This window comes from Kitasatospora sp. NPDC059722 (assembly GCF_042733235.1).
Lineage (GTDB): Bacteria > Actinomycetota > Actinomycetes > Streptomycetales > Streptomycetaceae > Kitasatospora.
Genome location: NZ_JBHWGD010000052.1, coordinates 2,576 through 25,323, shown reverse-complemented (window position 1 = coordinate 25,323; position 22,748 = coordinate 2,576). Strand labels below are relative to the sequence as shown.

12 protein-coding genes are annotated in these 22,748 nt (G+C 74.9%); 7 read left to right on the top strand and 5 right to left on the bottom strand.

The window, feature by feature from the left end; genetic code table 11:
• The first annotated feature begins 23 nt into the window (after positions 1-23).
• The 4 genes from ACFV4F_RS28495 (at position 24) to ACFV4F_RS28480 (ending at position 4,998) form a co-directional block, all read left to right on the top strand.
• A complete protein-coding gene (locus tag ACFV4F_RS28495; protein ID WP_380506624.1) occupies positions 24-1,082 on the top strand; it encodes an MDR family NADP-dependent oxidoreductase in 1,059 nt (352 codons plus the stop codon).
• Between the two features lie 116 nt (positions 1,083-1,198).
• On the top strand, positions 1,199-2,500 hold the full coding sequence (locus tag ACFV4F_RS28490) for a hypothetical protein (protein WP_380436432.1): 1,302 nt from the start codon (positions 1,199-1,201) through the stop codon (positions 2,498-2,500).
• A 24-nt stretch (positions 2,501-2,524) separates the two neighbouring features.
• Positions 2,525-3,760: an AAA family ATPase gene (locus ACFV4F_RS28485; RefSeq protein WP_380506621.1), complete on the top strand. Its 1,236-nt coding sequence runs from the start codon at positions 2,525-2,527 to the stop codon at positions 3,758-3,760.
• Complete coding sequence (locus tag ACFV4F_RS28480; RefSeq protein ID WP_380506618.1) at positions 3,757-4,998, top strand: VWA-like domain-containing protein; 1,242 nt, start codon at positions 3,757-3,759, stop codon at positions 4,996-4,998. The genes ACFV4F_RS28485 and ACFV4F_RS28480 overlap by 4 nt, the downstream gene beginning before the upstream one ends.
• Here the strand turns inward: ACFV4F_RS28480 and ACFV4F_RS28475 are convergent.
• Positions 4,944-5,510, bottom strand: coding sequence for a winged helix-turn-helix transcriptional regulator (locus ACFV4F_RS28475; RefSeq protein WP_380506615.1), 567 nt, complete (start codon positions 5,508-5,510; stop codon positions 4,944-4,946). The genes ACFV4F_RS28480 and ACFV4F_RS28475 overlap by 55 nt on opposite strands.
• Before the next feature lie 176 nt (positions 5,511-5,686).
• Between ACFV4F_RS28475 and ACFV4F_RS28470 the strand changes: the two genes are divergently transcribed.
• A complete protein-coding gene (locus ACFV4F_RS28470; protein WP_380436440.1) occupies positions 5,687-6,442 on the top strand; it encodes a methyltransferase domain-containing protein in 756 nt (251 codons plus the stop codon).
• A 64-nt stretch (positions 6,443-6,506) separates the two neighbouring features.
• Here ACFV4F_RS28470 and ACFV4F_RS28465 read toward each other — a convergent pair whose 3' ends face one another.
• Together ACFV4F_RS28465 and ACFV4F_RS28460 are read right to left on the bottom strand one after the other, a co-directional pair.
• Positions 6,507-7,091, bottom strand: coding sequence for a class F sortase (locus ACFV4F_RS28465; RefSeq protein ID WP_380436442.1), 585 nt, complete (start codon positions 7,089-7,091; stop codon positions 6,507-6,509).
• A gap of 83 nt (positions 7,092-7,174) precedes the next feature.
• Entirely contained in the window at positions 7,175-8,788 is a 1,614-nt protein-coding gene (locus ACFV4F_RS28460) for an ADP-ribosyltransferase domain-containing protein (protein ID WP_380506612.1), read from the bottom strand.
• 216 nt (positions 8,789-9,004) lie between these two features.
• Between ACFV4F_RS28460 and ACFV4F_RS28455 the strand changes: the two genes are divergently transcribed.
• Both ACFV4F_RS28455 and ACFV4F_RS28450 read left to right on the top strand, forming a co-directional pair.
• Positions 9,005-9,679, top strand: coding sequence for a macro domain-containing protein (locus tag ACFV4F_RS28455; protein ID WP_380506609.1), 675 nt, complete (start codon positions 9,005-9,007; stop codon positions 9,677-9,679).
• A gap of 101 nt (positions 9,680-9,780) precedes the next feature.
• Positions 9,781-11,001 carry a cytochrome P450 gene (locus tag ACFV4F_RS28450; RefSeq protein WP_380436448.1) on the top strand — a complete coding sequence of 407 codons (1,221 nt, stop codon included), beginning with the start codon at positions 9,781-9,783 and terminating at the stop codon, positions 10,999-11,001.
• On the opposite strand, the gene ACFV4F_RS28445 is transcribed toward ACFV4F_RS28450, so the two are convergent.
• Both ACFV4F_RS28445 and ACFV4F_RS28440 read right to left on the bottom strand, forming a co-directional pair.
• Complete coding sequence (locus ACFV4F_RS28445; RefSeq protein ID WP_380506684.1) at positions 10,949-13,810, bottom strand: type I polyketide synthase; 2,862 nt, start codon at positions 13,808-13,810, stop codon at positions 10,949-10,951. The genes ACFV4F_RS28450 and ACFV4F_RS28445 overlap by 53 nt on opposite strands.
• Before the next feature lie 52 nt (positions 13,811-13,862).
• Positions 13,863-22,553 (bottom strand): SDR family NAD(P)-dependent oxidoreductase, encoded by an 8,691-nt coding sequence (locus ACFV4F_RS28440; RefSeq protein WP_380506682.1) that lies wholly within the window; start codon positions 22,551-22,553, stop codon positions 13,863-13,865.
• Positions 22,554-22,748: the final 195 nt, after the last annotated feature.

Genomic DNA, 22,748 nt, shown 5'->3' with positions numbered 1-22,748 from the left:
TCTGAGTTCTGAGGAGCACACCTGTGGTTCGGATCGAGAAGTGGATCGTCCGCGAGCACGTCGAGGGCGTACCGGACGTCGAGCGGACGTACGAGAAGGCGGTCGAGGACGTCGAGGTCAGGCTGGCCCCGGACGAGATGCTGTTCCGCACCCGGTACGTCTCGGTGGACCCGTACCTCCAGGGGATCACCCTGGACACGCCCATCGGCGACCACGCGGGCGGCGACTCCGTCATGGAGGTGGTCGAGGCGGGGCCGCGGGCGCGGTTCGCCGTCGGCGACCTGGTGCACGGCTTCGGCGGCTGGCGCAGCCACGTCATCGGGACGGGCGCCGCGACGCCGTGGCAGACCGGGACGTTCCCGATGGTCTTCCCCGAGTACCGGCTGCTCGACCCCGCGCACTACGACGAGGCGCTGCCGCTGTCGACGGTGCTCGGCGTGCTGGGCGGCTCGGGCATGACGGCGTGGGCGACGGTGACGAAGTTCCTGGACGTCCGGCCCGGGGACACCGTCGTGGTCGGCGGCGCGTCCGGCTCGGTCGGCTCGCTGGTCGGCCAGCTGGCGCGGCTGCGCGGCGCCCGGGTGGTGGGCACGACCGGCTCGCCCGCCAAGGTGGCCCGGCTGAGCGGGCTCGGCTTCGACGCGGTCGTGCTGTACCGCGACGGGGACGACCCCGAGCGGCTGCGCGAGGACCTGGCCAAGGCGGCGCCGGCCGGCGTCGACCGGTACTTCGACAACCTCGGCGGGACGCTGACCGACGTCGTGTTCACGATGCTGAACATCGACAGCCGGGTCGCGGTGTGCTGGCAGTGGGCCAGCCAGGTCGGCGGGGACTGGACCGGGCCGCGGCTGCTGCCGATGATCATGTTCCCGCGGACGACGATCCGCGGGATCTTCGCGCCGGAGTGGTTCACCGACGAGAACTGGGCGGGCCTGCGGGAGGAGGTGGGCGGCCTGGTGCGCCGGGGCGAGATCGCCTACGAGCAGACCGTGCACCGCGGCTTCGACAGCATCCCGGCCGCCTACCGGAGCCTGTACACGGACCGGGCGGCCAGCCGGGGCAAGGTGCTCGTAGAGCTGTGAACGGGTTTTCCCGGGGAAGGCGTTGGCGGATCGGCGGCCGTGCGGCTATGCTCCCCGGCGATGACGACTCTCTCCTCTCTCAGGATGGAGGTCCCGTCCGCGCAAGGTGAGTGCTGATGGCCACTCACTCCGCGAACCGGGATCCCCGTCTCCTCCGCTGGCTGCGCGTGCGCGAGTTCGCCGTGCCGCCCACCATGATCGAGTCCGCGACCGCCCGCCGCCGCACCGGCGACTGGGCCGGGGCGTGCGCCGCCGCGCGGCTCGACGTCGACCTCGACCTCAAGACCGCCGCCCGTGCCCACGGCCGCGCGTTCGTCGAGCAACTCCGCGCCGACCTCCGTAGGTTGGCGCCCGACCTGCTGCGCTGGCACCTGCCCAGGACCGCTCCGGACGGGCTGCTGCGGGCCGGCCTGACCGTCCCGCTCGCCCGGTACGCCGGCACCGGGCGCGACGGGCGGAGCCCCGTGCACCTGGTGGTCCGCACCCCGCCCGCGTGGGCGGACGGCGGCCAGCGGATCAGTCTCGCGCTGTGGTCCGACGGCGCGGACGCGGGCGCGCATCCGCATCCGCGGCCGAGCCGCCGCTACCGGCTCGACCTGCACCGGCACCTCTGGGACGCCGACCGCGCAGGCGAGTTGGGCGCGCGCGGCGGCGACGGCGCGGCGCAGCCGGTGCATCCGGCCGTGCCGCCGGGCCTGCCGTGCGCCGTCGACCGCTGGGCGGCGGAGGCGCGCGTCCTGCTGGCGGCCGACGGGCTGCCCGCGGGCCCCGTCGCCGTCCGGCTCGGGGGCCGCCACCGGCTCGTCCTCGGCGTCGACGGCACGCCCGCGCCCGGCGTGACGGACGGGCTGCCGGTGCTGCCCGACGCGGCGACGTGGATCCCGCCGGACGTGGAACTGCTGCGCGCCGGGCTCGTCGAGCCCGACCGGTTGCACCCGCTGGTGGCCGCCGCCCTGGTGGCCGGTCACGTCCCGGCGGCCCGGATGCGGCCCCCCGACGGGCCGCGGTTCGTCGACTGCCGGGGCTCCCGGCACCGGATCGGGCTGGTGGACGGGGTGTTGGCCGCGCTCGACCACGACCCCGAGGAGCTCCGCCGCGAGGAGCTGCTCGTCGGCCTCGGGGGCCCGCCCCTGCCGTGCTTGCGGGCGATCGACCTCACCCACAGGAGCCCGGCCGGGCTCGACGGCGTCCGTGAACTCCTGGACCACGGCGACACCGCCGGGGCCCTCGCCGTCGTCGAGGAACTGCTCGGCCCGGCCGCCGTGCTGCGCGACGGACCGCTGCGGGACGAACTGGAGGCCGCGGCGCAGCGCCGGATCGCGTACGGCCTCTACCGCGCCGGCCTGACCGGCGGTCACTGCCCGCCCAGGCCCCGCCCCCTCCACTCCTGGTGCTCGCGGCACAGCCGCTGCTACTGACCCTCCGTCAAAAAGGTGATCCCCATGGCTCTTTCCGTCCTGCCCGAAAACTCCGAACTCACCGTCGCCGCGGACCTGTTGGCACTCCTTGCCGACACCGCCACCGAACTCCGCCCGGACGACCAGCTGGAGGCCCTGACCCTCGCCGTGGCCGCCGACCTCCCCGTGCTCCTCTGGGGCGAGCCGGGCATCGGCAAGACCGCCGCCCTCACCCAGCTCGCCACCTCCCTCGACCTCCCGCTCACCACCGTGATCGCCAGCGTCCACGAACCCTCCGACTTCTCCGGACTGCCGATCGTCGGCGACGACCCCGCCGAACAGGGCGTCCCGCTGGCCCCGCCGGACTGGGCGGTGCGCCTCGTCCGGGCCGGGCGCGGGCTGCTGTTCCTCGACGAGCTGTCCACCGCGCCGCCCGCCGTGCAGGCCGCGCTGCTCCGGCTGGTCCTGGAGCGCCGCATCGGCGCCCTCCAACTCCCGCCCGGTGTGCGGATCGTGGCCGCCGCCAACCCGCGTTCCTCGGCCGCCGACGGCTGGGAGCTGAGCCCGCCGCTCGCCAACCGCTTCGTCCACCTCCAGTGGGTCCACGACCACGAGGTCGTCGTCCGCGGCCTCGGCGGCACCTGGCCGCGCGCCACCCTGCCGAGCCTCGACCGGGCCGCCCTCCCCGAGGCGGTGGCCTTCGCCCGGCGCGCCGTCTGCGGGCTGCTCGCCGCCCGTCCCAAGCTCGTCCACCAGCTGCCGAGCAGCGAGGCCCGCCGCGGCGGCGCCTGGCCGTCCCCGCGCAGCTGGGACATGGCGCTGCGCCTGATCGCCTTCGCCACGGCCGCCGGCTCCTCGCGGGACGTCCTGTCGCTGCTCGTGCGCGGCACCGTCGGGGACGGCCCCGGGCTGGAACTCCTCGCGAGCATCGACCGGATGGACCTGCCGGACCCGGAGGACCTCCTCGCCGACCCGGCCGCCGCCGGCCTGCCCGAGCGCGGCGACCTGCGCCAGGCCGTCCTCGACGGCGTCGTGGCCGCCGTCCGCAACCGGGCGACGCGCGAACGCTGGGACGCGGCCTGGGCGTTGCTCGTCCGCGCGATGGAGACCGGCGCCCCGGACGTCGTGGTCGTCCCCGCCACCACGCTCGCCTCGCTGCGCCGCGACGACTGGGACGTGCCGGCCGCGATCGACCGGCTCGCCGGGGCGGTGACGCTGTCCCGGCGCGCGGACGCGGCGGCGGGCCGGGTGGCGGCGCTCGCGGGCAAGGGCGGCCGGTGACGGCGACGGTGAGCGCGGCCGCCCTCGGTCTCGACGTCGACAAGCTCTTCGCCGCCCGCCTGATGGCCGCCCGGGCCCGCCCCTACCTGGCGACGGCGCTGTTCGCCCTGCACGTGGCGGAGTCGCGGGACGTGCCCACGATGGCCGTCGACGCCCACTGGCGCTGCTACGTCTCCCCGGGCTTCGTCGCCCGGACACCGGTCGAGGACCTCGCCGGGGTGTGGGTGCACGAGGTGTCGCACCTCCTGCGCGACCACCACGGGCGCAGCGCGCGCTACGCGAAGCGGCACGGGCTGACCGGCCCGGCGGAGCAGCTGCAGATGAACATCGCGGCCGACTGCGAGATCAACGACGACGTCTACGGCGACGGCCTCGTGTGCCCCGAGGGAGCCGTCGTCCCGGCGGACCTGGAGCTGCCGGCGGGCGAACTGATGGAGGACTACCTCGGGCGGTTCCGGCTCGGGCAGCTCACCGAGCACCTGGCCTGGCTCGACTGCGGCAGCGGCGTCGACGGCCGGCCGCGCCCGTGGGACCTGGGCCCGGACGGCGCCCACGGGCTCAGCCGGCAGGAGCGGGACGCGGTGCGCTTCCGGGTGGCCGAGGGCATCGCGGGCCGGCCGGGGAACGCCCCGGAGGGCTGGCGGCGGTGGGCCGAGGAGGCGTTCCACCCGCCGCAGCCGTGGCGGGAGCTGCTCGGTGCGGCGGTCCGCTCGGCGGCCTCGGGCGGCGGTGTGGGCCAGGACTACTCGTACGGCCGCCCGGCCCGGCGCTCGGTGAGCCTGCCCGGGATCGTCCTGCCGAGCCTGCGCCGCCGTCCGCCCCGGGTGGCGGTGGTGGTGGACACCTCGGGGTCGGTCAGTGACGCCGAACTGGGCAGCGCCCTGCTGGAGGTCGCGGCGATCGCCCGCGCGGTCGGCGGTCGGCGGGACCTGGTGACGGTGCTCTCCTGCGACGCGGCGGTGGGGACGGTGCACCCGCTGTGCAAGGCCGAGGGCATCCCGCTGATCGGCGGGGGCGGCACGGACATGCGGGAGGGGTTCACGGCGGCGCTGCGCACGCGGCCCGACGTCATCGTGGCGCTGACGGACGGCCAGACGCCGTGGCCGTCGGCCAAGCCGCCGTGCCGGACGGTCGTCGGGCTGTTCCCCCGGGGCACCCCGAGGTGGGCGGAGAAGGACCCCGGCTACGAGCCCCCGCCCGGGCCTCCGGCCTGGGCGCGGGTGGTGACGATCGGGTGAGCCGCGTCGTCCCGGCCGCGGGCGGCGAGCAGCGGACCGAGGGCGCGGGTGCCCGGACCGGTCCGGCCGCCGGGGCCGGGGAGCGCGGTGGTGTTGGCGGCGGTGACCGGTCCGCCGCAGTTCCCGCAGGCCATGACGGGGGTGGCGGCGTGGCCGCAGTCCAGGTGGCGGACGCGGGCCGGCGGTCCCGCCTCGCCCGCGTACCAGCGGTCGCCCCAGTTCATCAGGGCGAGCAGGACGGCGTGCAGCTCGGCGCCCTTCTCGGTGGCGCGGTAGTGCTCGCGCGGCGGGTGGTCCTGGTAGCGCTCGCGGACGAGCACGCCCTCGTCGACCAGCCGGGCGAGCCGGGCGGCCAGGGTCTTGCGGGAGATACCCAGGTCGTGCGCCAGGTCGTCGAAGCGGCCGATGCCCGCGAGGACGTCCCGCATGATCAGGGCCGTCCAGGCGTCGCCGAACAGGTCGGTGGCGCGCGCGATCGAGCAGGCGACGTCGGCGAGGGAGGTGCGGGTCATGGCGGCCAGCCTAGACCGGTTCCCGGGTTCCCTGAGGGAACCTGTCCCTGTTAGGTTTCCTCAGGGAACGCAACATTGACTCCGGGGCAGGACCCCGACTCCGGGTCAGGGCCCGACCTCCATCCGGGGGCCGGGTCCGGCACCGGGCCCGGACCCGAGCAGTTAGGAGCATCGCCATGGGCACCACCCCGCACATCGAGCTCGACTCAGCGCACCCCGGTGCCATCGACGGCCGGCACATCCGCGCCCTCGCCTTCCAGGCCGTCCGCACGGCGTACCTCGCCGAGGTCGCCCCGGACGGCGGCGGGCGTCCGGCCCTGGTCGTCGGCGGCGGTCGCGGCCTGCCCGCCGCCGCACTCGCCCGCCTCGGCTACCGGGTGACCGCCGTCGACCCGTCCCCGGTGGCCACCGCGGCGGCGCGGGCAGCCCACGCGCGGGACGGGCTGGCGATCGCCGACGAGACCGCAACCGCCGAGGAACTGCCGTTTTCCGACGGGGAGTTCGACCTCGTCTACGTCGCGGACACCTTCGAGGTCACCGCCGACCTCGACCGCGTCCTCGGGCACACCGCCCGTGTCCTGCGCCCCGGCGGCACCCTCGTCTACGACACCGTCAACCGGACGCCGCTCGCGCGGCTGGTCTACCTCGGCGCGTTCCAGGCCCTCCCGATGACCCGCATCATGCCCCCGGGCCGCTACGCCGCCGACCGGCTGCGCACCCCGGCCGAACTGACCGCGGCCCTGGCCCGCCACGGCCTGCGCAACCAGGACGTCCGGGAGTTCAAGCCGCGCGACCCGCGCGCGCTCGTCCGGGCGATCCGTGCCCGCAGGGCCGGGCGGATCACCGACGACGAGATCCCGCCGCTGGTCGACTTCGTCCTCGCGGCGGGCGCCCGGCCGTTGGTCACGTACCTCGGGCACGCGCGGAGGTGAGCGCCGCCCGGTCGTGCGCGGCCCGGTCGTGCGCGGCCGTGGTGAGGCCGTCGCCCCGGTGGTGTCAGTCCGTCTCGGCCAGGTGGGCGTAGATGACGATGTCGCCGTGGGCGCCGGTGGCGTCGCCGTCGCAGGTGACCAGCCGCAGTTGGGCGTCGGCCGCCGCGGCGTAGGCGCGGTCGTCCGGGAAGCCGGCCTTCGTGTCGGCCTGGACGGCGTCGACCGCGAACCGGGCGGTGTGCCGGTCGGCGCGGGTGATGTCGATCAGGTCGCCCCGGTGCAGCGTGCCCAGCCGCCGGAACACCGCGGGGCCCTGACGGGTGTCGACGTGCCCGAGCACGACGGCCGTGCCGACCTGGCCGGGGGAGACGCCGTCGTGGTACCAGCCGGCCAGGTTCCGGTCGGTCTCGGACGGCGGCTCCAGGTGCCCCCGGCCGTCGAGCCCGACCCCCGCGACCGGCGCGTCCACGCCGATCCGGGGGATCCGGATCCGCGTCGGCGCGGCCGGGCCGAGCCCCTCGGGAGCGGGCCGGTCCGCGGCCGCCGGGGCCCGGTCCGTGGCGTCCGTCGCGGGCCCGCACGCCGCCAGCCCGCCGCCGACGGCGAGCACGAGCACCCATCGGCCGACCGCCCGTCGCCCCTGGTTCATGATCCGCATCCGGACAGACAACCGCGCCGACCGCCCCGCCGCACGGCGACGCGCCCATGACCGCGATTGGCTCGCGCTCCGACTCAGGACACCAGCGGCTCCTCCTCCACCTCCGTCAGGCGGACGGTGCCCAGGCCGCCGCGCTCGGCCTTCACCTCCGTCACCTTCAGCTGCGTGCCCGGCAGGAGGATGAACTCCTCCTCTCCCGTGAACGACGAGAAGTCGCGGATGCCCACCGCCCGGGCCGGAACCACCTCGAAGAGCGTCCGCTTCCCGCGGCTGCCGAGGAACGACCGGGCCACGCCGAGCTCGGAGGTGCACGAGGAGACGCCCCACCACGTCACCGTCCGCCCGAGCGGGTACTGGGCGCGGAGGTCCAGCGGCACCCCGCGCCACAGCGGCGCGGTGCGCGCCGGCAGCCCGGACACCGCCGCGAACAGCAGGCGCAGGTAGGGGAGGTACGGCACGACCTTCGCACGGTCGGGGGAGCGCAGGACGGCGTTGATCTCGCGGTAGAACGCCGACTCGCACGTGTAGAGGTACAGCGCGGCGATCGCGTCGGCGGAGAGCCCCCGGCCCGCGTCGGCGTCCGCCCGCCGCTTGCCGAACTCGTGCGAGCGCTCGACGTGCCCGCCCAGGCCGCGCAGCAGCTCGGCGACCGGGCCGACGGCGTCCCGGAAGTCCATCAGGGGCGTGTCGAACACCCCGGTGATCGCCGGGAGTTCGAGGCCCTCGTCCTTCACGCTCGCGAGGCGTTCGAGGTACAGCTGGTGCAGTTCCATCGTGGACGCGATGAACGCGCCCATGCGCTCGGCGACGCCGTCGTCCGCCTGGCCGCCCTCGGCCGCCTGCTGGTTCCAGCCCTTGCTCGGCAGCCAGTCGACCTCGTCGAGGCCGAGCGAGGCGAGGGCGGCGTTCACCGTGCCGAAGTGCTCGTCGTCGCAGAAGATGTCCCCCTGCGCGGCCGGGTTGGCGTGGTCGATGTGCCGGACCTCGACACCGGGGTACTTCTTCTCCAGCCGCTGCACGACCCGCTTCAGGCTGCGCGCGTGCGCGCCCCACCACGCGAAGACGACGGCGCGGTCCTCCTCGGCGGCCTGCTGCTTCGCGCTGAGGATCTCCTCGACGATCCGCTCCGCCACCGGCCGCCAGAACGCGGTGTGCCGGTCGGGGCCCGCCCCGCCGCTGCTGCTCGCCGTCAGGGCCGCGTTGAGCAGCAGCACGCCCTGGGTGAGCATCGCCTGGAACCACTCCGGCGGCTGGACGGTGTCCCGCTCCTTCAGCAGCGCGCGTATGTCGGCGATCGGCGTCTTCTTGGGGATGCCGTACTTCCACATCGCCGCGGCCTTGATGATGCAGCGGATGCTGACGACCCGGCCGAACTGGCTGTCCTTCCAGTCGTGGAAGGTGTTGTCGAACATCGCGATGCCGGTGGCGCTCTCCGGCCGGGGGTACGGGTTCTGGCCGAAGACCACCACCTTCCACTGGTGCGGCGCGTTGGGCTTGAGCGCCTGGAAGGTCAGCTCGCGGACCGGCACGACCTCGGGGGCGCGGTTCGGGCCGATGAAGGAGGCCGCGTCCGGCTGCGCCTCGATGACCGGCTTGAGCAGCGGCAGCCAGGGCTCGCCGCCGCCCTTGAACAGGTCGGCGAGGGCGAGCGGGTCGTTCGGGTCGGGCTGGGCGGTGGCTTCGCTCATGGCGGCACAACTCCTGGGTTCTCACGCGGTGCTGACGTCGGGAAGTCGCTGCCGACAGTACGAGGACCCACCGACAACGGCGCCGGCCGGGTTTGTCGGTGCGGCGCGCTAGCTTCGAGTCCGTTGGAAGAACGCGACGACGAAGCCGTCGACGAACGCGATGACGAACGCGATGACCAACGAGATGACGAACGCGATCCCGATCGGAGCACGCCCATGGACCGCACGCAGCCGCCGCTCAGGGTGGTACTGACCGACCTCAACTCGACCGTGGTGCGGGCGTGGCGGGCCGCCTTCGCCGACACGCCCGGGGTCGAGATCCGCACCGGCTCGATCCTCGACGAGAAGGTCGACGCCTGGGTCAGCCCCACCAACTCCCGCGGCCGGATGGACGGCGGCACCGACGCCGCCGTCAAGCGCCACCTCGGCGCCGGCATCCAGCTGCGCGTCCAGCGCGCGATACGCACCGGCTTCGCCGGTCACCTCCCGGTGGGCGCCGCGGTGTGCGTGCCGTCCGGGGCGGAGCACCCGAAGTTCCTGATCTCCGCCCCCACGATGGAGGAGTCCTCGCAGAACGTCAGCGAGACGCTCAACGTGGCCCTCGCGTGCGCCGCCGCGTTCCAGGCGGTCCACCAGCAGAACCGCAAGGCCCCCGGCAGCATCCGCTCCGTCGCCCTGGTGGGCATGGGCGCGCAGACCGGGCGCGTCCCCGCCCGGGTGTGCGCCAACCTGATGTGGACGGGCCACACCCTCTTCCACGACCACGACTTCGAGGACTACGCGGACCTGCGCACCACGGTCCTCGCCCAGCTCGACGACATCGAGAACGCCCCGGTCGACCGGCCCGTCCGCCTCACCCCACCGGCCCCCACCAGGCGCCGCACCCGCTGAGACCGTCGGGCCTCCGGCTTCAGAACCGCCTTACCCCGGCGGCGGAGAATCCGGGGGCTTCGGCCGAGAGCCGGCCGTCACCCGAGGGTTCTGGGGATCGAATGACCAGTGAGACGACGGGCGCAGCGACGGGCGTGGAGACGCTGCCGGACTTCCCGATGACGCGCGGCTGCCCCTACCACCCGCCGGCCGGCTACGGGCGGCTGAGGGAGGCCGGTCCGGTGGCCCGGGTCCGGCTGTTCGACGGCCGGACGGCCTGGGTGGTCACCGGGTACGAGGAGGCGCGGCGACTGCTGATCGATCCGCGGCTCTCCTCCGACCGGGCGCGCCCGGACTTCCCGGTGCTCGTGCCGAGGATGGCGGCGGCGAAGCTCACGGCGCTGGTGGGCATGGACCCGCCGGAGCACGACGTGCAGCGGCGCATGCTGATCCCCAGTTTCACCGTGAAGCGGGTGAACGGCCTCCGGCCGGCGATCCGGCGGATCGTCGGGGAGCGGATCGACGCCATGCTGGCGAAGGAGCGGCCGCAGGCGGACCTCGTCCAGGAGTTCGCGCTGCCGGTGCCGTCCACCGTCATCTGCGAGCTGCTCGGTGTCCCGTACGCCGACCACGAGTTCTTCGAGGAGCAGACCCGCCGCATGGTGCTGGCCAGCAGCACGGCGGAGGAGGCGGCCGCGGCGAGCGCCGCACTGATGGCGTACTTCGACGAGCTGATCTCGGTGAAGCAGGCGCGACCGGGGGAGGGGCTGCTCGACGAACTGATCGCGGACCGCCTCGCCACCGGTGAGCTGGGGCGGACCGAACTGACCTCGATCGCGATGTTCATGCTCGTCGCCGGGCACGAGACGACCGCGAACATGCTCGCGCTCAGCGTCCTGACGCTGCTGGTGCACCCGGAGCAGCTGGCCCTGCTCCGGGCCGACGAGGGCGCCGCCGCGGGTGCGGTCGAGGAGCTGCTCAGGTTCCTCTCCGTCGCGGACGAGCTGCAGCGGGTGGCGGCCGCGGACATCGAGATCGGCGGTGTCGTCATCCGCGAGGGCGAGGGGGTCTACCTGCCGAACGCGGCGGCCAACCGGTCCGCGGAGGTCTTCTCCGACCCCGACCGCCTCGACATCCGCCGGGCCGACCGGCGCCACCTGGCGTTCGGCTACGGCGTCCACCAGTGCATCGGGCAGAACCTGGCACGTGCCGAGCTGGAGATCGCGCTGTACGAACTGGCGGTCCGGATACCGGGCCTGCGGCCGACGGAGCCGGTCGAGGCGCTCGCCGTCAAGCCGGGCGGCTCCGTGCAGGGGGTCTACCGGCTGCCCGTCGCCTGGTAGTCGCGAACGGTACCGGAAGGGCCGCGGTGGGGCCGGCCGGGACGGTGACGTCCGTCCACCAGTAGTTCCGGTGCTCGAACGGGTAGGTCGGCAACTCGGCGGGCACCGGGTGGTGGTCGCCGTACCAGGCGTCCCAGCGGACCGACCCGCCCGCGGCGTGCAGTCGCGACACCGCGGTGACCAGGGACTCCTCCTCCGGCCGGTCGGGCAGCAGGACCGGTGTGACCACCGGAGCCGCGTCCGGCAGGCAGGCCCCCACCATGGGGGTGAGCACGGCGTCCGGGCCGACCTCCACGAACGCCCTGGTCCCGGCCTCGTGCAGCGTGGCGACCACGGCGCCGAAACGCACCGGCGAGCGGAGCTGGCGGGCCCAGTACTCCGGCTGCCGCAGTTCGTCGACGGTGACCGGCCGCCCCGTCAGGTCGGAGACGACCGGGATCGCGGGCGGGCGGAAGTCGAGCCCCTCCACCACCGGGCGCAGCCGGTCGAGCGCCCCGTCCATGTGGTGCGAGTGGAAGGCGTGGCTGACGCGGAGCAGGCGGGTCCTGCGGCCCTGGGCCCCGAACCGGGCGACGATCTCGCGCACCGCGTCCGCGTCGCCGGATACCACGGCCGAGCCGGGCCCGTTGACGGCCGCGAGGTCGGCCCGGCCGTCGTACTCGGCGAGGACGGCGAGCACCTCCTCCTCGGACGCCTCGCAGGCGGCCATCAGCCCGCCGGCCGGGAGTTCCTGCATCAACCGGCCGCGCGCGGCGACCAGGGCGGCCGCGTCGGCCGTCGACAGCACCCCGGCCGCGTGGACCGCGGTGAGACCGCCGAGCGAGTGTCCGGCCACCCGGTCCGGCTCGGGCAGCAGGTCGCCGAGGAGACGGAAGAGCGCGGTCTCCAGGGCGAAGAGGGCGGGCTGGGCGTACTCGGTGCGGTCGAGCAATGCGGCCTCCGGACTGTCCGGTGCCGCGAACAGCAGCGACTTCAACGGACGGTCGAGCAGCGGTACGAAGGCCTCGCACACCTCGTCGAGCGCGACCCGGAAGGCCGGCCTGCTCTCGTACAACTCCCGTCCCATGCCGATCCGCTGGCTTCCCTGGCCGGTGAACAGGTAGGCGGTGGGCAGGCGCTCGGCCGCCGTTCCCCGCACCGCGTGGGGGGCCGGCCGGCCGGCCGCGAGAGCGGCCAGCGCGGCGAGCCGCTCCGCGGGGGAGCCGGGCAGGACGACCGCGCGGTGCTTGAACGCCGTCCGGCCGAGCGCGAGGGTGCGGCCCACCTCGGCGGGGGCGGTGTCCGGGGCCCCGGTCAGGTGGTCGTGCAGCCGGGCGGCCTGGGCGCGCAGCGCCGATTCGGTGCGCCCCGACAGCGGCCAGGGCGCGAGCGGGGCCGGACCGTCCAGGTGGGCGTCCTCGGCCGTCGGGTCCTGGTCCGGGTCCGGCGGAGCCTGTTCGAGGATCACGTGCGCGTTGGTCCCGCTGATGCCGAAGGAGGACACCCCGGCGCGGCGCGGTCGGCCCCGGTCGGGCCACGGCAGGGCCTCGGTGAGCAGTTCGACGGAGCCGGCCGACCAGTCGACGTGCGGGGTCGGCTCGTCGACGTGCAGGGTGCGCGGCAGCACGCCGTGCCGCATGGCCTCCACCATCTTGATGACGCCCGCGACGCCCGCGGCGGCCTGGGTGTGACCGATGTTCGACTTGAGCGAGCCCGTCAGCAGCGGCTCGCCCTCCGGCCTGCCCTGCCCGTACGCGGCGAGCAGGGCCTGTGCCTCGATCGGGTCCCCCAAGCGGGTGCCGGTGCCGTGCGCCTCCACCGCGTCCACCTGCTGGGGAGCCAGTCGGGCGTCGGCCAGGGCCTGGTGGATCACCCGCTCCTGGGTGGGGCCGTTGGGAGCGGTCAGGCCGTTGCTCGCGCCGTCCTGGTTGACCGCGGAACCGCGCAGCAGGGCCAGGATCCGGCGGCCGTTGCGGCGGGCGTCGGAGAGGCGCTCCAGCAGCACCAGGCCGGCGCCCTCGGCGAACCCGGTGCCGTCGGCCGCCGCGGCGAACGCCTTGCAGCGGGCGTCCGGGGAGAGACCGCGCTGCCGGCTGAACTCCACCAGCAGCATCGGGGTCGCCATCACCGTGACGCCGCCGGCCAGCGCCAGGTCGCTCTCGCCGCGACGCAGCGACTGCGCCGCGAGGTGCATCGCGACGAGCGAGGACGAACAGGCCGTGTCGAGGGTGACGGCGGGTCCTTCGAGCCCCAGGTGGTAGGCGACCCGGCCGGAGGCGACGCTGGTCGCGTTCCCGGTCATCAGGTGGCCCTCGTACCCCGCGGGCACCCGGTCCGGCGGCGGGACGTACGCCTGGGAGACCAGACCCGCGAAGACGCCGGTCCGGCTGCCGCGCAGCGAGTCCGGTGCGATGCCGGCCCGCTCGAACGTCTCCCACGCCACCTCCAGCAGCAGCCGGTGCTGGGGGTCCGCGGCCACCGCCTCGCGCGGCCCCATGCCGAAGAACGCGGCGTCGAACCCGCCGGCCCGGTCGAGGAACCCGCCCTCGCGGGTGTACGTGGTGCCGGCCCGGTCGGGGTCCGGGTCGTAGAGCGACGCCAGGTCCCAGCCGCGGTCCTCGGGGAAGCCGGAGATGACGTCGCGCTCCTCGGCGACCAGCCGCCACAGGGCCTCCGGGGAGTCGGCACCGCCGGGGAGGCGGCAGGCCATGCCCACCACGGCGATCGGCTCGTGCTCCCGGTCCTCCAGTTCCCGGATCCGCTTGTTGGCCTGGCGCAGGTCGGCCGTGGCCCTCTTCAGGTAGTCGCGGAGCCGGTCTTCGTTGCTCACCACTGTCGCACTCTCTTCTGCTGGCGTCGGCTTGGTCGGGGCGCGCTCGGGGTCAGGACGCATCCAGTTCCTCGTCGAGCGCGCGGAACAGTTCCTCGTCGGTCGCCGTTTCGAGGTCGACCTCCGGCTCCTCGGAGGGGCCGGCGGCCAGTTCGTCCCACCGCCACAGGGCGGCGCGCAGCCGCTCCCGCAGCCTCGGGAACTCCCCGCTGTCGACACTCACCGAGGCGAGGAGCCGGTCCAGTTCGGCCGCGGCGTCGTCCGGTGCGAGCAGCGTGAGCAGGTGGCCGGCGAGCGCCGCCGGGGTCGGGTGGTCGAACACCAGAGTGGTCGGCAGCCGCAGCCCGGTGGCGGTGCCGATCCGGTTGCGCAGCTCGACCGCGGTCAGCGAGTCGAAGCCGGCCTCCTTGAAGGCCCGGTCGGCGTCGACGTCGTCCGGGTTCAGGTGGCCGAGCACGGCCGCGACCTGCTCGCGGACGAGGCGCAGGAGCACCTGAGCCCGTTCGGGACCGCGCAGCGCGGCCAGTCGGTCCGCGAGGGTGGCGGCGGACGCGGCGACGCCCTGGGCGGCCCGTCGCACGACCTGGCCGCGCACCATCGAGCGGAGCACCGCCGGGAGTTCGCCGCTGCCGGCCCGTGCGCGCAGTCCCGCGGTGTCCAGCGGTGCCGGGACCAGGAACGGCCGGCCGTCCGCGAGCGATGCGTCGAACAGTGCCAGGCCGACGGGCAGCGGCATCGGGACCAGGCCGCCGCGGGCGATGCGGGCCAGGTCCGCCGCGGCCAGGTGCCCGGTCATCCCGCTCGCGTCCTCCCACATGCCCCAGGCGAGGGACACCGCGGGCAGGCCCTCGGCGCGCCGCTCGCGGGCGAGGGCGTCCAGGAAGACGTTCGCGGCCGCGTAGTTGGCCTGTCCCGCGCCGCCGAGCAGGCCGGAGGCGGAGGAGAACAGTACGAACCAGGACAGGTCGAGACGGCGGGTCAGCTCGTGCAGGTTCCAGGCCGCGTCCACCTTGGGCCGCAGCACCGCCTCCACCTTCTCGTCGGTCAGGGACGCGAGGACGCCGTCGTCCAGGACGCCGGCGGCGTGGACGACACCGGTGAGCGGGTGTTCGGGAGCGATGCCGTCGAGCAGTCGGGCGAGCGCCTCCCGGTCGGCCGCGTCGCAGGCGGCGATCCGCACGTGTGCGCCCAGCGCGGTGAGTTCGGCGACGAGTCGGTCGGCACCGGGGGCGTCGGGGCCGCGGCGGCCGGTCAGCAGGAGGTGCCGCACACCGTGCTCGGTCACCAGGTGGCGGGCCAGGGCCGCCCCCAGGGTGCCGGTGCCGCCGGTGACCAGGACGGTGCCCTCGCCGGCGGGGGCCGCGGGGAGCGTGAGCACGACCTTCCCGACCTGCCGGGCCTGCCCGAAGTAGCGGAACGCGGCGGGTGCGTGGCGGACGTCCCACGTGGTGACGGGCAGCGGCGTCAGCGCCCCCTGCTCGAACAGGTCGAGCACGCGGGCCAGCACCTCGCCGACCCGGTCGGGGTCCATGCCGAGCAGTTCGAAGGGCTGGTACTCGACCCCCGGCCGGGCCGCCGTGACGGCCGCCTGGTCGCGCAGGTCGGCGATGCCCATTTCGACGAACCGGCCGCCGGGGCCGAGCAGTCGCAGCGAGGCGTCGATGAACTCCCCGGTCAGCGAGTTGAGGACGACGTCGACACCGTGGCCGCCGGTCGTCGTGAGCACCCGCTGCTCGAACGCGGTGCTCCGGGAGGACGCCAGGTGCTCGTCGTCCAGCCCGAGGGCGCGCAGCGCGCCCCACTTGCCCGGGCTCGCCGTGGCGAACACCTCGGCGCCGAGGTGCCGGGCGACCTGGAGGGCGGCCAGACCGACGCCGCCCGCTCCGGAGTGGATCAGCACCCGCTCGCCGGGTTGCACCCGGGCCAGTTCCACGAGCCCGTAGTAGGCGGTGGTGAAGACGGCGGGCACACCCGCGGCGGCGGCGAAGGACCAGTCGGCCGGCATCCGGGCGACCAGCCGCCGGTCGGCGACGGCCACCGGTCCCACCGCGCCCGGCACCAGGCCGAACACCCGGTCCCCGACGGCCAGTCCGGTGACACCGGGGCCGAGCTCCAGCACGGTCCCGGCGGCCTCGGTGCCGAGCGGCGCGCCGACCGGGACCACACCGAGCGAGGTGAGCACATCCCGGAAGTTGAGCCCGGCCGCGCGGACCGCGATCCGGACCTCCCCGGCGCCGAGCGGGGCCCCGGCCGCCGGGTACGGGGCCGCGTGCAGGTCGTCGGGCGACCCGCCGGGGGTCTCCAGACGCCAGGCGGAGCCGTCCTCCGGGGTGGTGAGCGCCGGTTCCGGTGCCGTCCTGGCCAGCCTCGGCACGAGGATCCGGCCGTCCCGGAGGGCGAACTGGGGCTCGCCGGTGGCCAGCGCGGCGGCGAGGACCAGCTCGGAGGCGGGTTCGCCGTCGCTGTCGACCAGGACGATCCGCTCCGGGTGCTCGGTGGCCGCGGACCGCACCAGGCCCCACAGCGGTGCGGCGGTGAGGTCGACGGGGTCGCCGGGGGCGGCCGGCACCGCACGGCGGGTGAGGACCACCAGGCGGGTCTCCTCGTCCCGCTCCTGGTCGGCCAGCCACTGCCGGAGCCGTGCGAGCACCGCGAGCACGGCGCCGCGGGCGGCGTGCGGGACGGGCTCGCCCGCGGCGGACGCCGTCTCGGTCTCCAGGAGCTCGTACGGTGGGGGCACGGCCGGGCCGGGCTCCGGCAACTCGGTCCATTCGAGCACGTGGAGCCCGTCGGCCCCGGCCCGGGGCGAGGCGGACCGCAGCCCGCCGGGCGCGACCGGCCGCAGGGTGAGCCGTTCCGCCGTCGCCACCAGGGCACCGGTGGGGTCCGAGACGGAGACCGTGACGGTGTCCTCGCCGCCGGTCCCCGGTGCGACGGTCACGCGGAGGGCGGTGGCCCCGGCGGCGTGCAGGGCGACCCCGGACCAGCTGAACGGCAGCCGCACACCGGTGCCGAGGAAGTCGCCGAGCCCCATGGTGTGCAGGGCGGAGTCGAGCAGCGCGGGGTGCAGCGCGAAGCGGGCGGCCTCTGCGTGGTGTTCGGGGCTCAGCGACACCTCGCCGTGGACGCTGTCCCCGGCCTTCCAGGCCGCGGTGAGGTTGCGGAATGCAGGACCGTACTCGTAGCCCAGCGCGGCGAGTTCCTCGTAGAGCCCGTCGGCGTCCAGCGGGGTCGCGCCGGGCGGCGGCCACTCCGGCGCTCCCGCGGCCGACGCGGTCGCGGCCGGCGCCTCGGGGGCCAGGACGCCGGAGGCGTGCCGCAGCCACGGGGCGTCCGGCTCGCCAGCGTCGGGCCGGGAGTGGACGCTGACGCCGCGGCGGCCGTCTTCGTCGGGTGCCTCCACCGACACCTGCAGCCGCACACCACCGCGCTCGGGCAGCACCAGGGGCGCCTCCAGGGTGAGCTCCTCCACCCCGTTGCCGCCGACCTGCTGGGCGGCCTGAAGGGCGAGTTCGAGGAACGCGGTCGCGGGCAGCAGCGGGGTGCCGCTCACGGCGTGGTCGGCGAGCCAGCCGTGGGACTGGTGGGAGACGCGACCGGTGAGCAGCAGTGCGCCGTCGGTGGCGAGTGTGGTGGCACCGGTCAGGAACGGGTGGTCGGCCGAGTCGAGGCCGAGGCTCCCCGCGTCGCTGTTGGCCGCAGGGCCTTCCAGCCAGTAGCGCTGGTGTTGGAAGGGGTAGGTGGGGAGGTTGGGGGGTGGGGTGTGGGTGGTGGGGGTGGTGGTGGGGTTCCAGGTGATGGTGTGGCCGTGGGTGTGGAGGTGGGCGAGGGATTGGTGGAAGCGGTGGAGGTTGCCTTCGTTGCGGCGGAGGGTGCCGGTGATGGTGGGGGTGGTGTGGGGGTTGGTGTGGGTGGTGGTGTCGTGGATGGCGGTGGTGAGGACGGGGTGGGGGCTGATTTCGATGTAGGTGGTGTGGCCGTCGTTGTGGAGGGTTTGGATGGCGGGTTGGAAGAGGACGGGGTTGGCGAGGTTTTGGTACCAGTAGTCGGGGGTGAGGTGGGTGGGGTCGAGGTAGGTGTTGGTGAGGGTGGAGTAGAAGTTGGTGGTGGTGGGTTGGGGGGTGATGTCGTGGAGGAGGGTGTTGAGGGTGTGTTGGAGGGGGTGGACGTGGGGTGTGTGTGAGGCGTAGTCGACGTTGATGGTGCGGGCTTGGATGTTGTGGTTGTTGAGGTGGGTGACGAGTTGGGTGAGGGTGTGGGGGTTGCCGGCGATGATGGTGGTGGTGGGGCCGTTGATGGCGGCGATGTGGAGGTCGGGGTGGTTGTCGAGGTGGGTTTGGGTTTGGTCGGGGGTGAGGGGGATGGAGGCCATGGCGCCGGTGCCGGCGAGGGTTCGGAGGGTTTGGGCGCGGAGGGTGACGATTTTTGTGGCGTCGTGGAGGGTGAGGGCGCCGGCGATGTAGGCGGCGGCTATTTCGCCTTGGGAGTGGCCGATGACGGTGTCGGGGTGGATGCCGTGGTGTTGCCAGAGTTTGGCGAGGCTGGTGTTGATGGCGAAGAGGGCGGGTTGGATGACGTCGACGCGGTCGGTGGGGGGTGCGTCGGGGTGGCCGTTGAGGACGTCGAGGAGGTTCCAGCCGGTGTGGGTTTGGATGGCGTTGGCGGTGGTGGTGAGGTGTTGGGTGAAGACGGGTGAGGTGGTGAGGAGTTCGCGTGCCATGCCGTCCCATTGGGGGCCTTGGCCGGGGAAGACGAAGACGGTGCGGCCGGGTGGGGTGGCGGTGGCGGTGGTGAGGTGGGGGTGGGGGGTGTTGGTGGCGAGGGCGTTGAGGGCGGTGAGGAGTTGTTCGCGGGTGTTGTGGGGGGTGGTGGTGATGGCGGCGCGGTGGGTGTGGGTGGCGCGGCCGGTGGTGAGGGTGTGGGCGATGGCGGCGGGGTCGGTGTCGGGGTGGGTGTGGGTGTAGGTGTGGAGTTGGCGGGCCTGTTCCTGGAGGGCTTGTTCGGTGTGGGCGGAGAGCAGGAACACGGTCGGGCCGGTGGCGGGCGTGACCGGCCCCACCGGCTCGGTGGTCGGGGCCTCCGCCAGCGCGGGCGCCTCCTCCACGATGACGTGGGCGTTGGTGCCGCTCATCCCGAAGCCCGACACACCTGCTCGCCGCGGACGGTCACCGGGGGCCCATTCCCTTGCCTCGGTGAGGAGTTCGACGGCGCCGGCGGTCCAGTCGACGTGCGGGGTGGGCTCGTCGACGTTGATGGTGCGGGGCAGGAGGCCGTGGCGCATGGCCTCGACCATCTTGATGATTCCGCCGACTCCTGCGGCGGCCTGGGTGTGGCCGATGTTGGACTTCAACGAGCCCAGCAGCAGCGGACGTCCGGCGGGCCGGTCCTGCCCGTAGGTGGCCAGGATGGCCTGGGCCTCGATCGGGTCGCCCAGCGTCGTGCCGGTGCCGTGTGCCTCCATGGCGTCGACGTCGGCGGTCGTGAGCCCGGCGTCGGCGAGCGCGGCGCGGATCACCCGCTGCTGCGAGGGCCCGTTCGGGGCGGTGATGCCGTTGGACGCGCCGTCCTGGTTGGTCGCGGTGCCGCGGATCACGGCGAGCACGTGGTGGCCGTTGCGGCGGGCGTCGGAGAGGCGCTCGACCAGCAGCAGGCCCACGCCCTCACCGAACGACGTGCCATCGGCCGCCGCGGCGAACGCCTTGACGCGTCCGTCCCTGGCGAGTCCGCGCTGGCGGCTGAAACCGATGAAGATGTCCGGGTTGGCGAGCACGGTCGCGCCGCCGGCGAGCGCCAGGTCGCACTCGCCGCGCCGCAGGGACTGCACCGCGAGGTGCAGCGCGACCAGCGAGGACGAGCACGCTGTGTCGACCGTGACCGCCGGCCCCTCCAGGCCGAGCGTGTAGGAGATCCGGCCCGAGGCGATGCTGCCGGCGCTGCCGAAGCCCAGGTAGCCCTCCATGTCGGCGGGCAGTTTCACGCGCGAGCCGTAGTCGGTGTAGACGACTCCCGCGAAGACGCCGGTCCGCGAGCCGTGCAGCGAGGTCGGGTCGATGCCGGCCCGCTCGAACGCCTCCCACGCGGTCTCCAGCAGCAGCCGGTGCTGCGGGTCCATGCTGGTCGCCTCGCGCGGGCTGATGCCGAAGAACGCGGGGTCGAACCGGTCGGCGTCGTGCAGGAACCCGCCCTCACGGGCGTACGAGGTGCCGGCGTGCTCCGGGTCCGGGTCGAACAGGCGGTCCAGGTCCCAGCCGCGGTTGGTCGGGAACGGTGAGATGACGTCGCTCTCGGACACCACCACCTGCCACAGGTCCTCCGGCGTGCGGACCCCGCCCGGGTAGCGGCAGGCCATCGCCACGATGGCGATCGGCTCCCCGTCGTGGGCGGTGGCGACGCGGACGGCCGCCGTGCCGGCGGTGCCCAGCAGCTCGGCGTGCAGGTGGGCGGCCAGTGCCTGCGGGGACGGGTGGTCGAAGATCAGGGTGCTCGGCAGCTTCAGGCCGGTCGCGGTGCTCAGCCGGTTGCGCAGTTCGACGGCGGTCAGCGAGTCGAAGCCGGCGTCCTTGAAGGCCCGCGCGGCGTCCACTGCCTCCGTCGTGGTGTGGCCGAGGACGGCGGCGACCTGGCGGCGGATCAGGTCGAGTAGCAGGCGGCGCTGTTCGGACTCGGGCCGCCCGGCCAGCGTGGAGGCGAGGGTGTCCGCCTGCGCGGTGGTGGTGGCCGCGGTCCGGACGGTCCGGACCAGCGAGCGCAGCACCGGGGGCAGCAGTCCCGCCTCGGCCTGCCGGGCCAGGGCGGTCCGGTCCAGCCGGACGGGGAGCAGCGCGGCGCGCGGCCGGGTGTGCCGGATGGCGGTCAGGGCGGTCGCGACCTGGTCGGCGGTGAACCGGGCGAGTCCCCGGACGGCCGAGGGGTCGTCCTCCTCGCGCGGGCCCCAGGCGAGGGAGAGTCCGGGCAGGCCCAGCGCGCGGCGGTGGTGTGCGAGGGCGTCGTGGTAGGCGCCGAGGGCCGCGCGGGAGGTCTGCCCGGTGCCGCCGAGGGTGGCGGAGGTGTCGGGCGCGAGCAGCACGAACGAGGTCAGGTCGAGTCCGAGCGTCAGCTCGTGGAGGTTCCAGGCGGGGGCGACGGCCGCGCGCAGGGCGTCCGAGAACGTCTCGGGGTCGGTGGAGAGCAGCACCGTCCGGGGTGCGGACGTGGCCGCGTGGATCACGCCGGTCGGCGGGTGGGCGGCGGGCAGGGCGGCGAGGGCGGCGGCGAGGCAGTCGCGGTCGCCCGCGCCGCCCTCGGCGACGAGCACCTCGGCGCCGAGCGCGGTCAGCCGCTCCGCGAGGCCCTCGTCGGCATCGAGCAGCAGCAGGTGCCGGGCGCCCTGCGCGGTGACAGCGTGCTCGGCGGCCGCGGCGGCGAGGTCCCCGCCGCCGGAGACGATCACCGTGCCGGCGCCGGCGGGCGCGGCGTCCTCGACCGGAGCGTCCGCGTGGTCCTCGGGGGTGTTCCTGACCAGTCGGGGGATCCTGATCCCGCCCTCGCGGAGGGCGAGCTGGGGTTCACCGGTGGCCAGGGCGGCGGGCAGGGAGCGCAGCGAGGACCGGGCGTCGTCGAGGTCGACGAGCGTGATCCGACCGGGGTGTTCGGCCTGGGCGGCCCTGACCACGCCCCAGACCGGCGCGGGCGCGAGGTCCTGGACGTCCTCCCGGTGGGTCGTGACGGCGTGCCGGGTGAGCACCACGAGGCCGGTCGACTCCGCCCGGTCGTCGGCGAGCAGTTCCTGGAGCCGCGGCAGCAGGTCGCTCGCGGAACGGGCCGTCAGGACCGTCACCTCGGGCACCGCCGTTTCGGGCGCCGGGGTCGTCGTGTCGTCCCCGGCGGTCCCGTAGGCCTCCGGGTAGGGGACGAAGCCGGCAGCGCCGAGGGCCTCCGCGAGGCCGGGCGGGGTCTCGCCGCTCACCGTCCAGGAGCCGATCGCCGGGGCGGCCGGGGAGTCGGTTTCGAGCTCGGGCCACTCCAGGCCGAGCAGCCAGTCGTGGCGGACGCGGTCGGCCTGCCGCACGGGGCGCAGTCCGACCGACTCGACGGTGGCGATGGGGGCACCGGTCGCGTCGGCGAGGTCGAGCGCGAAGGAGCCGGCCCGGGGCGAGATCCGGACCCTGAGCGTGCCGGAGCCGACGGCGTGCAGGGTCACGCCGCGCCAGTCGGCGGGTGCGGCGGACTCGTCGGCCTCGCCGAGCAGCGGCTGGAGCGCGGCGGTGAGCAGGGCGGGGTGCAGGCCGTAGCGGCCGGCCTCGGGGGCCGCCTCCTCGGGTGCGGAGAGCTCCGCGTAGATCAGTTCCCCGTGCTGCCAGAGCCGGGCGGGTCCGTCCGGTGCCGCATCGTCGAGCGCGGTGGCCCCGACGGGCGGCCAGGCGGTGAGGGGGTCCGGCGCGCGGTCGGCCGGTGCGGGCACGAGTGTGCCGGTGGCGTAGGTCGTCCAGGGGCGCAGCAGCGGATCGTCGTCCGCCGCGTCCTCGTACGGGCGGGCGTAGAGGGTGACGTCCCGGCGGCCGTCGTCGTCCGGGGCGCCGACGGTGAGTTGCAGGTCCACGCCGCCCGCGGGGGGCAGGACGAGTGGTGTGGTGAGCGTGAGCCGTTCGACGGCGAGTTCGTGCGGGCGGCCCGCCTGGAGGGCGAGTTCGAGCGGGACCGTCCCGTTGAGGTCGGTCTCGGTGAGCCAGCCGTGGGTCTGGTGGGAGACGCGGCCGGTGAGCAGGAGTGCGTCGCCGCCGCCGAGGGTGGTGGCGGTCGTGAGCAGCGGGTGGTGTGTGCTCTGCAGTCCCAGGTGCTCGGGGTCGGTGCCGGTGGCGGCGTCCTCCAGCCAGTAGCGCTGGTGTTGGAAGGGGTAGGTGGGGAGGTTGGGGGGTGGGGTGTGGGTGGTGGGGGTGGTGGTGGGGTTCCAGGTGATGGT

Bases quoted from the DNA above. Each gene is read 5' to 3' on its own strand.
- ACFV4F_RS28490 (WP_380436432.1), top strand. From the start codon at position 1,199: ATGGCCACTCACTCCGCGAACCGGGATCCCCGTCTCCTCCGCTGGCTG.
- ACFV4F_RS28485 (WP_380506621.1), top strand. From the start codon at position 2,525: ATGGCTCTTTCCGTCCTGCCCGAAAACTCCGAACTCACCGTCGCCGCG.
- ACFV4F_RS28475 (WP_380506615.1), bottom strand. From the start codon at position 5,510: ATGACCCGCACCTCCCTCGCCGACGTCGCCTGCTCGATCGCGCGCGCC.
- ACFV4F_RS28470 (WP_380436440.1), top strand. From the start codon at position 5,687: ATGGGCACCACCCCGCACATCGAGCTCGACTCAGCGCACCCCGGTGCC.
- ACFV4F_RS28465 (WP_380436442.1), bottom strand. From the start codon at position 7,091: ATGAACCAGGGGCGACGGGCGGTCGGCCGATGGGTGCTCGTGCTCGCC.
- ACFV4F_RS28460 (WP_380506612.1), bottom strand. From the start codon at position 8,788: ATGAGCGAAGCCACCGCCCAGCCCGACCCGAACGACCCGCTCGCCCTC.
- ACFV4F_RS28455 (WP_380506609.1), top strand. From the start codon at position 9,005: ATGGACCGCACGCAGCCGCCGCTCAGGGTGGTACTGACCGACCTCAAC.
- ACFV4F_RS28450 (WP_380436448.1), top strand. From the start codon at position 9,781: ATGACCAGTGAGACGACGGGCGCAGCGACGGGCGTGGAGACGCTGCCG.